Annotated in this window: 1 protein-coding gene; it reads left to right on the top strand. The window is 59.9% G+C overall.

Translation table 11 applies throughout. The annotated features are described in order from the left end of the window. A partial coding sequence (locus SB816_RS31680; protein ID WP_410548205.1) for a GTP-binding protein occupies positions 1 to 272 on the top strand: 272 nt, incomplete at both ends.

Genomic DNA, 272 nt, shown 5'->3' with positions numbered 1-272 from the left:
CGAAGCTCGAGATCGATCCGGATTTCCTCGCGGAAGACGACCACGCGCACCATCACCACGATCATGACCATGATCACGATCACGCGCATTGCGACCACGATCATGGCGAATGCACGCACGATCACGGCCACGGTCACCACCACCACGCGCACCACGACGACAAGATCAAGTCGTTCGTGTACCGCAACGACCGCCCGTTCGATCCGAACAAGCTCGAGGATTTCCTCGGCGGCATCCTGCAGATCTACGGCGAGCGGATGCTGCGCTACAAG

This window comes from Achromobacter sp. SIMBA_011 (assembly GCF_046535435.1).
GTDB lineage: Bacteria > Pseudomonadota > Gammaproteobacteria > Burkholderiales > Burkholderiaceae_B > Achromobacter > Achromobacter dolens.
This window is presented reverse-complemented; position numbering and strand designations above follow the sequence as displayed.